We start from the raw sequence: 8,395 nt of genomic DNA, 5'->3' as shown, positions 1-8,395 counted from the left end.
GGGGCCGTCGACGAGCTGGATGTGGTCGGGGGCCTCGCCGGAGGTGCCGATGACCTCCTCGTGGCCCTCGTGCCCGATCAGGAGGATGTCGTAGTCCTCGCCCGCGAAGCGGACGGCTTCCTTGTGGACCTTGGTGACCAGCGGGCAGGTCGCGTCGATGGTGGCGAGCCGGCCCTGCTCGGCCTCTTCGTGGACGGTCGGTGCGACGCCGTGCGCGGAGAACATGACGATGTTGCCCGGCGGCACCTCCTCCGTCCGTTCGACGAAGATGGCGCCCTTCTTCTCCAGGGTCTGGACGACGTACTTGTTGTGGACGATCTCGTGCCGGACGTAGACCGGAGCTCCGTACTGCTCCAGGGCCTTCTCGACGGCGATCACGGCGCGGTCCACACCCGCGCAGTAGCCACGGGGGGCGGCGAGCAGGACACGGCGGCCAGGCGAAGCAGTCATGCACCCCATCGTACGGCCGCGTTCCGCGGGTCAAAGATCGCGTGTGTGTCGGGTCGGTGCGGAGACCGGCGGTGAGCGGGGTGATCGTGGAGGCGTCGGAGGCCGCGCAGGTGGTGGGGGCCGTGTGGTTCGTGGTCGGGGTGCTGGTGTGGGTCGGGCGGCGGGGTCGGGGCGGGGCCGTGCGGTAGCCGAAGGCCGGGCGTCCGAGGGCGGAGCTCCCGGTGGCGGTGCGTTGTCGTACGTGGCCGTTACTCTCGCGGCATGGCTGTCAACTCGTCCCCCGAAACGCCCCTGCCCGTCGGTGAGGTATCCCGGCTCATCGGGGGGTGGATCGACCGGCTCGGGGCCGTGTGGGTGGAGGGGCAGATCACTCAGTTGTCGCGGCGGCCGGGGGCGGGGGTGGTGTTCCTGACCCTGCGTGACCCTTCGTACGACATCTCCGTCAGCGTCACCTGTTATCGGCAGGTGTTCGACGCCGTAGCCGATGTCGTCAGCGAGGGTGCGCGGGTCGTCGTACTCGCGAAGCCCGAGTGGTACGCCCCGCGGGGTCAACTGTCCTTGCGGGCCGCCGAGATAAGGCCGGTGGGGGTCGGGGAGCTCCTCGCTCGTCTTGAGCAGTTGAAGAAGGCCCTTGCCGCCGAGGGGTTGTTCGCGCCGGAGCGGAAGAAGCCGCTGCCCTTCCTGCCCCAGCTCGTCGGGCTGGTCTGCGGGCGGGCCTCCGCCGCGGAGCGGGACGTGCTGGAGAACGCCCGGCACCGCTGGCCCGCCGTCCGCTTCGAGGTGCGCAACGTGGCCGTGCAGGGCGTGCACGCCGTGCCGCAGGTCGTGCAGGCCGTCAAGGAACTCGACGCGATCGACGACGTGGACGTCATCGTCGTCGCCCGTGGGGGTGGCAGCGTGGAGGACCTGCTGCCCTTCTCCGACGAGCAGCTCATCAGGACCGTGGCGGAATGCCGTACCCCCGTCGTGTCCGCCATCGGGCACGAACCCGACACGCCGCTCCTCGACTACGTCGCGGATCTGCGCGCCTCCACCCCGACGGACGCCGCGAAGAAGGTCGTGCCGGACGTCGGTGAGGAGTACGAGCGCGTCCGGATGCTGCGGGACCGGGCCCGGCGGTGTGTGCAGGGGTTCATCGACCGGGAGGAACGCGGGCTCGCCCACGCGCTCGCCCGGCCGGTGATAGAGGATCCGCACCGGATGATCGACGAACGGGCCGACCAGGTCGCGTCCCTCCTCGACCGCGGCCGGCGCACCCTCGGCCACCACCTCGACCGCGCCGACTCCGAGCTGACGCACACGCACGCGCGCGTGGTGGCCCTCTCCCCCGCCGCCACCCTCCAGCGGGGGTACGCCGTGCTGCAGAAGACCGACGGGCATGTCGTCCGCGACCCCGGCGAGGTCACGGGGCAGGAGATCCTGCGGGCGCGGGTCGCCGAGGGTGAGTTCGTCGTTCGAGTCGATGCATAGGGTGGGCGAATGAGCAGCAAGGCGGAAGAGGCGCTCGGGTACGAGCAGGCGCGGGACGAGCTGATCGACGTCGTACGGCGGCTGGAGGCGGGCGGTACGACGCTGGAGGAGTCCCTCGCGCTCTGGGAGCGGGGCGAGGAGCTGGCGAAGGTGTGCCGGCGCTGGCTGGAGGGGGCGCGGGCGCGGTTGGACGCGGCGCTGGCCGAGGAGGACGGCGAAGGAGAGGCGGAGGACGGCGAGTAGCCGTTCGCCCGGTCTGTCGGCAGGCGGTCCGCGTGAAGCGGTCTGAGCCGAGCAGTCTGCTGCGAAGCGGTCCGCTGTAGAACGGGTCTGCTGTGAGGCGGATCACCACGCCCCGACTTTTGTTGAAGGTTGAACCTTCATTGGCGTACCGTCGGCACCGTCAGCCGATCCGGACCACGGTCCGGTACGGATCCCGGCGCCATCCCGAGGAAGTTCACGCATGTCTCTCGTACTCGACCCCGCCGCCCAGGACCTCCTGTTCCGCGAGGCCCGCACCGCGAACACCTTCTCCGACGAGCCCGTGACCGACGAGCAGGTGCAGGCGATCTACGACCTGGTCAAGTACGGTCCGACCGCCTTCAATCAGTCCCCGCTGCGCATCACCCTGGTCCGCTCCGCCGAGGCCCGTGAGCGCCTGGTCCAGCACATGGCCGAGGGCAACCAGCCGAAGACCGCCACGGCCCCGCTGGTCGCGATCCTCTCCGCGGACAACGAGTTCCACGAGGAGCTGCCGGAGCTGTTCCCGCACTTCCCGCAGGCCAAGGACGTCTTCTTCGGCGAGCGCTCCGCCCGTGAGGGTGCCGCCTCGCTGAACGCCGCCCTGCAGGCCGCGTACTTCATCATCGGCGTCCGCGCCGCGGGCCTCGCCGCCGGCCCGATGACCGGCCTGGACTTCGAGGGTGTCCGCAAGGAGTTCCTGGACGACGACCACACCCCGCTGATGGTCGTCAACATCGGCAAGCCGGGCGAGGACGCCTGGTTCCCGCGCTCCCCGCGCCTGGCGTTCGACGAGGTCGTCACGACCGTCTGACGCGGTTCACACAAGAGGCCCCCGGCAGCGCCGGGGGCCTTCGTCATGTCCTGGCGGGCGGGCTCACGTCATCTTCAGCGCCCCGGCCATCTCCGTCAGCCGGTCGAAGGAACCCGTGCCCGCCACCACCGTCGTCGCGCCGTCGCCCTCGTGCACGAGCGCGTCGTAGCGGCCGCCCGTGTACCGCGTCCAGGTGCGGCCGTCGATCTCCTGCGTGGCCTTCGTGGCCTTGCCGCCCTGGCTGGCGTCGTCGATGAACGCGGACGGCTTCTGAGTCGACTGCTCGACCTGGACGTACTCCCCGTCGGGCGCCTGGAAGCCGAGGTGCCAGGCGTCGAAGTCGTCACCCTGGAAGCGGACGGAGGTGGCCTTCCAGTCGGCGGAGAGGCCCTCGGGCGCGGCCACCGGGTAGGACGCGGCGCGGCGTGCCGTGAGCAGCTCGACCCGGTAGTCGACCTTCTTGATCTCCGGAGCGGAGTCGTCGTGCGGGATGAAGAGGTAGATGACACCCGCCATGAGCCCGATCAGACCCAGGGAAAGGATCATGTCCCGGACCGTCTTCTGCTTACCGTTCGAACCTGCCACGTCCCTATCGTCGCAGGTGCCCTGGTCCGCTCATCCGTGGGGCCCCCTGCTCATTTTGTCTGCCTGACGATAGAGTCGGGCTCATACCCTCATCCGGCCGTCGTCGTATCAGAAAGGTGCGCTCCGATGACCGAGCATCATCATCTGCCGTCCGAGCTCGAGGTTCCCTCCGAGGCTCCCGACCGCAACCTCGCCCTGGAACTCGTCCGGGTGACCGAAGCCGCGGCGATGGCCGCGGGCCGCTGGGTCGGGCGCGGCGACAAGAACGGCGCCGACGGCGCCGCGGTCCGGGCCATGCGCACCCTCGTCTCCACCGTCTCGATGAACGGCGTCGTCGTCATCGGTGAGGGCGAGAAGGACGAGGCCCCGATGCTCTTCAACGGAGAGCGCGTCGGCGACGGGACCGGGCCCGAGTGCGACATCGCCGTCGACCCGATCGACGGCACCACGCTGACCGCGAAGGGCATGACGAACGCGATCGCGGTGCTGGCCGCCGCCGACCGCGGGTCGATGTTCGACCCGTCCGCCGTCTTCTACATGGACAAGCTGGTCACCGGGCCCGAGGCCGCCGACTTCGTCGACATCAACGCGCCCGTGTCCGTGAACATCCGCCGGGTCGCCAAGGCCAAGCGGTCCACGCCCGAGGACGTCACCGTCGTCATCCTGGACCGGCCGCGGCACCAGGGCCTCATCGAGGAGGTCCGGGAGACCGGCGCGCGCATCAGGCTGATCTCCGACGGCGACGTGGCCGGCTCGATCCTGGCGCTGCGCGAGGGCACCGGCGTCGACCTGCTGCTCGGCGTCGGCGGCACGCCGGAGGGCATCATCTCGGCCTGTGCCGTGAAGTGTCTGGGCGGCACGATCCAGGGCAAGCTGTGGCCGAAGGACGACGAGGAGCGGCAGCGGGCGATCGACGCGGGGCACGATCTGGACCGCGTGCTGACGACCGACGACCTGGTCTCCGGCGAGAACGTGTTCTTCGTGGCGACCGGGATCACCGACGGGGAGCTGCTGCGGGGCGTGCGGTACCGGTCGGAGACCGCCACGACCGACTCGATCGTGATGCGGTCGAAGTCGGGGACGGTGCGGAGGATCGACTCCGAGCACCGGTTGAGCAAGCTGCGGGCGTACAGCGCGATTGATTTCGATCGGGCGAAGTAGGTTCGCCGAAGGTTCGACGGGGCGCCCCCGGTGCGGTGGGGGCGCCCCATCGGCGTACAAGAGGGGGCAGGTCAGCCCGCTGCCGCTATGCGGTCCGCTGACCTTGCCGCCTTCTTCAACTCCAGGTCGCGGCGGCGGCGCCTTGCCAGGACCACTCGGCGTTCGGCGGCGGTCAGGCCGCCCCAGACTCCGTAGGGTTCCGGTTGCAGGAGCGCGTGCTCGCGGCACTCGACCATGACGGGGCAGCCCGAACAGACGCGCTTCGCGGCCTGCTCGCGGGAGAGCCGGGCGGCGGTGGGTTCCTTGGACGGTGCGAAGAACAGGCCGGCCTCGTCGCGCCGGCACACCGCCTCGGTGTGCCAGGGTGCGTCTTGGTCCCTGTCCCGCACTGGCACCCGCTGGGCCGGAACGGCAGCTACCTGCAGGGACGAATGCGGCGGTTGCAGCACGGTCTACTCCTGACGACGGCTTCGCGAGCGAGCGACGATGCAGCAAGGCCTACCCGCTGTGCGCGCGCCTATGCACTGAGTTCCGAACCGCTGGATTCCGGGGGTGTGCGCGCTCTCGGGCGCGACGGACGATGATCCGTTCCGCTTCGCATCCCGTCGAATTCACAACCGTCAATGATCCAGGTGCTTGCGCAAACTCTTGTCGACCTTGCGGTGCACACGGTCGAGGATGTCCGCGACGAGCTTGCCACGCTTGGGCCTGCCCTCGATGTTGCCGAGCACGGCCCAGCCGTCCAGGTAGACGACGGGGGCGTCGGGGTCGGCCGAATCCAGGGTGCCCACCTCGAAGTTGCCGAGGACGCCGCCACCGGTGCCGCGCAGCGAGACGTTCTCCGGCACGCGGACCTCGACGTTGCCGAAGACCGAGATCGCCTTGATGACGACCTGCCGGTACTCGAAGATCGCCTCGCTGAGGTCGATCTCGACGCTGCCGAAGACGGCGTACGCGTGGATACGGCGGCCCGCTCGCCAGCGGCCCTTGCGGACGGCACTGCTGAAGACCGCCACCACGTTGTCGTCCGGGTCGTGCGGGATGGCGTCGGTGGGACGGTTGGGGGCCGGGGTGTAGAGGGGGGTGGCCCGGCGCTCGTGGGCGGCCGGCAGGTCCCGTATGAAGACCTCCAGCTCGCCCACCGTCTTGGCGTTCAGCACCCCCTCGACCCGCTCGGCGTGCTCGTCGGCGGTGAGACGGCCCTCGGCGAGAGCCTCGCGCAGGATGTCGGCGATCCGGTCGCGCTCGGCGTCCGAGGCGCGCAGATCTGCGGGGTTCTGCACCTGCGGTTCGGTGTGCTTCTGAAGGTCCACGGCAGCAGCGTACCCAAACGCGATAGATCGCGACTAGGGCTGTGGACAACCTCGCCCCGGCTTGATCCGGCCAACTGAGGATTACCTCACAAGAGCGCCGGCGGCGGCAGGTTCTACGCTGGTGGACGCTGCCAATGGAGGCCAGCGGCCGTCTGTCGAGTGAGGAATGGGCGAGATGCCTGAGTTCGCGTACACCGATCTGCTCCCCATGGGAGAGGACACCACCCCGTACCGGCTGGTGACCTCAGAGGGTGTCTCCACCTTCGAGGCCGACGGGCGGACGTTCCTCAAGGTCGAGCCGGAGGCGCTGCGCAAGCTCGCCGAGGAGGCCATCCACGACATCCAGCACTACCTGCGCCCGGCCCACCTGGCCCAGCTGCGCCGGATCATCGACGACCCCGAGGCGTCGGGCAACGACAAGTTCGTGGCGCTGGACCTCCTCAAGAACGCGAACATCGCGGCCGCGGGCGTGCTGCCGATGTGCCAGGACACCGGCACGGCGATCGTCATGGGCAAGCGCGGGCAGAACGTGCTCACGGAGGGCGGCGACGAGTCGGCCCTCTCGCGCGGCATCTACGACGCCTACCTGAACCTGAACCTGCGCTACTCGCAGATGGCCCCTCTCACCATGTGGGAGGAGAAGAACACCGGCTCCAACCTGCCGGCCCAGATCGAGCTGTACGCCACCGACGGCGGCGCCTACAAGTTCCTGTTCATGGCGAAGGGCGGCGGCAGCGCCAACAAGTCCTTCCTCTACCAGGAGACGAAGGCCGTCCTGAACGAGGCCTCCATGATGAAGTTCCTGGAGGAGAAGATCCGTTCGCTGGGTACGGCCGCCTGCCCGCCGTACCACCTGGCGATCGTCGTCGGCGGTACGTCCGCCGAGTACGCGCTGAAGACCGCCAAGTACGCCTCCGCGCACTACCTGGACGAGATCCCCGCCGAGGGTTCGGAGCTGGGTCAAGGCTTCCGGGACAAGGAGCTCGAGGAGAAGGTCTTCGAGCTGACGCAGAAGATCGGCATCGGGGCGCAGTTCGGCGGCAAGTACTTCTGCCACGACGTGCGGGTCGTGCGGCTTCCGCGACACGGGGCCTCGTGCCCCGTCGCCATCGCGGTGTCGTGCTCCGCCGACCGGCAGGCCGTCGCGAAGATCACCGCCGAGGGTGTCTTCCTGGAGCAGTTGGAGACGGACCCGGCGCGGTTCCTGCCGGAGACCACGGACGAGCACCTCGAGTCCGACGGCGACGTGGTGAAGATCGACCTCAACCAGCCGATGGACCACATCCTCGCCGAGCTCACCAAGTACCCGGTGAAGACGCGGCTTTCGCTGACCGGACCGCTGGTCGTGGCTCGTGACATCGCGCACGCCAAGATCAAGGAGCGGCTGGACGCCGGCGAGGACATGCCGCAGTACCTGAAGGACCACCCGGTGTACTACGCGGGTCCCGCGAAGACGCCCGAGGGGTACGCGTCCGGTTCCTTCGGGCCGACGACGGCCGGTCGCATGGACTCCTACGTGGAGCAGTTCCAGGCGGCGGGCGGCTCCAAGGTGATGCTGGCGAAGGGCAACCGGTCGGCGCAGGTCACCAACGCGTGCGACGCGCACGGCGGCTTCTACCTCGGTTCCATCGGCGGCCCCGCCGCGCGGCTCGCGCAGGACTGCATCAAGAAGGTCGAGGTCGTCGAGTACGAGGAGCTCGGCATGGAGGCGGTCTGGAAGATCGAGGTCGAGGACTTCCCGGCGTTCATCGTCGTCGACGACAAGGGCAACGACTTCTTCCAGGATCCGGCGCCGGCGCCTACGTTCACGTCGATTCCCGTGCGGGGGCCGGGGCTGGCGTAAGTGTGGTGAGGCGGCGGGTTTGTCTCGCCCCCGCCGCCCCTACCCGTCCCATCCCCAGGGGCTCCGCCCCTTCGACCCCGCCAGGGGGCTCCGCCCCCTGGACCCCCGGGCCTTCGCCCACCCACCACCCGACTCGGTCGGTCGAAGGGCGGAACTCGCCTGCCGACCCGGTTGGTCGAAGGGCGGGCCTTGCCGCCCGACTCGGTGGAGCGGAGGTGAGTGCCTCGCTTCCCGGCGCGGTGGGGCGGAGGTGAGTGCCTCGCCGACCGACTCGGTGCGGCGAAGGTAAGTTCCTCGCCGCCCGACTCGGTGAGGCGCAGGAGAGTGCCTCGCCGCCTGGCTCGGTGACGTGCAGAAGAGTGCCTCGCCGCCCGGCTCGGTTGGGTGGAAGGGGGGTCTCGTCTCGCGGTCGGTCGGACTCGGTGGTCCCGGTCGGTCGGACTCGGTGGTCGTGCTCGCTGCTCCTGTCGGGTGCCGGTGTTGCGACAAGCGTGGTCGTGAAGATCATGCTGACAGGGG

The 8,395-nt window shown here is 69.6% G+C and carries 9 protein-coding genes (1 of these 9 cut by a window edge); 5 read left to right on the top strand and 4 right to left on the bottom strand.

Going from position 1 to position 8,395, the window contains the following annotated elements:
- Nucleotides 1-459, bottom strand: the 5' portion of a protein-coding gene (gene ispH, locus ADK57_RS12090) for a 4-hydroxy-3-methylbut-2-enyl diphosphate reductase (RefSeq protein ID WP_053749407.1). The gene continues 420 nt to the left of window position 1, outside the view; 459 of the gene's 879 nt are visible here — the first part of the coding sequence; the start codon lies at nt 457-459; the stop codon falls past the left edge of the window.
- Nucleotides 460-711: 252 nt separating this feature from the next.
- On the opposite strand from ispH, the gene xseA reads away from it, so the two are divergent.
- The 3 genes from xseA (at nt 712) to ADK57_RS12075 (ending at nt 2,974) form a co-directional block, all read left to right on the top strand.
- Nucleotides 712-1,920, top strand: a complete 1,209-nt coding sequence (xseA, locus tag ADK57_RS12085) for an exodeoxyribonuclease VII large subunit (RefSeq protein ID WP_053749406.1) — start codon at nt 712-714, stop codon at nt 1,918-1,920.
- 9 nt (nt 1,921-1,929) lie between these two features.
- Nucleotides 1,930-2,163 carry an exodeoxyribonuclease VII small subunit gene (locus ADK57_RS12080; RefSeq protein WP_053749405.1) on the top strand — a complete coding sequence of 78 codons (234 nt, stop codon included), beginning with the start codon at nt 1,930-1,932 and terminating at the stop codon, nt 2,161-2,163.
- A gap of 220 nt (nt 2,164-2,383) precedes the next feature.
- Nucleotides 2,384-2,974 carry a malonic semialdehyde reductase gene (locus ADK57_RS12075; RefSeq protein WP_053749404.1) on the top strand — a complete coding sequence of 197 codons (591 nt, stop codon included), beginning with the start codon at nt 2,384-2,386 and terminating at the stop codon, nt 2,972-2,974.
- Between the two features lie 63 nt (nt 2,975-3,037).
- Here the strand turns inward: ADK57_RS12075 and ADK57_RS12070 are convergent, their stop codons facing one another.
- Nucleotides 3,038-3,559 carry a DUF4245 domain-containing protein gene (locus tag ADK57_RS12070; RefSeq protein ID WP_053749403.1) on the bottom strand — a complete coding sequence of 174 codons (522 nt, stop codon included), beginning with the start codon at nt 3,557-3,559 and terminating at the stop codon, nt 3,038-3,040.
- A gap of 126 nt (nt 3,560-3,685) precedes the next feature.
- Here ADK57_RS12070 and glpX point away from each other — a divergent pair, with 126 nt between their 5' ends.
- Nucleotides 3,686-4,720 (top strand): class II fructose-bisphosphatase, encoded by a 1,035-nt coding sequence (glpX, locus tag ADK57_RS12065; RefSeq protein WP_053749402.1) that lies wholly within the window; start codon nt 3,686-3,688, stop codon nt 4,718-4,720.
- 71 nt (nt 4,721-4,791) lie between these two features.
- Here glpX and ADK57_RS12060 read toward each other — a convergent pair whose 3' ends face one another.
- Nucleotides 4,792-5,169 (bottom strand): WhiB family transcriptional regulator, encoded by a 378-nt coding sequence (locus ADK57_RS12060; protein WP_053749401.1) that lies wholly within the window; start codon nt 5,167-5,169, stop codon nt 4,792-4,794.
- A gap of 171 nt (nt 5,170-5,340) precedes the next feature.
- Nucleotides 5,341-6,033 (bottom strand): DUF1707 SHOCT-like domain-containing protein, encoded by a 693-nt coding sequence (locus ADK57_RS12055; RefSeq protein WP_053749400.1) that lies wholly within the window; start codon nt 6,031-6,033, stop codon nt 5,341-5,343.
- A gap of 175 nt (nt 6,034-6,208) precedes the next feature.
- Here ADK57_RS12055 and ADK57_RS12050 point away from each other — a divergent pair, with 175 nt between their 5' ends.
- Nucleotides 6,209-7,876 (top strand): fumarate hydratase, encoded by a 1,668-nt coding sequence (locus ADK57_RS12050; protein ID WP_053749509.1) that lies wholly within the window; start codon nt 6,209-6,211, stop codon nt 7,874-7,876.
- Nucleotides 7,877-8,395 lie beyond the last annotated feature (519 nt).

The organism is Streptomyces sp. MMG1533, assembly GCF_001279775.1.
In the GTDB taxonomy this organism is placed as follows: Bacteria; Actinomycetota; Actinomycetes; order Streptomycetales; family Streptomycetaceae; genus Streptomyces.
Note: the sequence above shows the minus strand (reverse complement) of the source record. Positions and strands in the feature narration are given on the sequence as shown.

Bases quoted from the DNA above. Each gene is read 5' to 3' on its own strand.
- ADK57_RS12080 (WP_053749405.1), top strand. From the start codon at position 1,930: ATGAGCAGCAAGGCGGAAGAGGCGCTCGGGTACGAGCAGGCGCGGGAC.
- ADK57_RS12050 (WP_053749509.1), top strand. From the start codon at position 6,209: ATGCCTGAGTTCGCGTACACCGATCTGCTCCCCATGGGAGAGGACACC.
- xseA (WP_053749406.1), top strand. From the start codon at position 712: ATGGCTGTCAACTCGTCCCCCGAAACGCCCCTGCCCGTCGGTGAGGTA.
- glpX (WP_053749402.1), top strand. From the start codon at position 3,686: ATGACCGAGCATCATCATCTGCCGTCCGAGCTCGAGGTTCCCTCCGAG.
- ADK57_RS12075 (WP_053749404.1), top strand. From the start codon at position 2,384: ATGTCTCTCGTACTCGACCCCGCCGCCCAGGACCTCCTGTTCCGCGAG.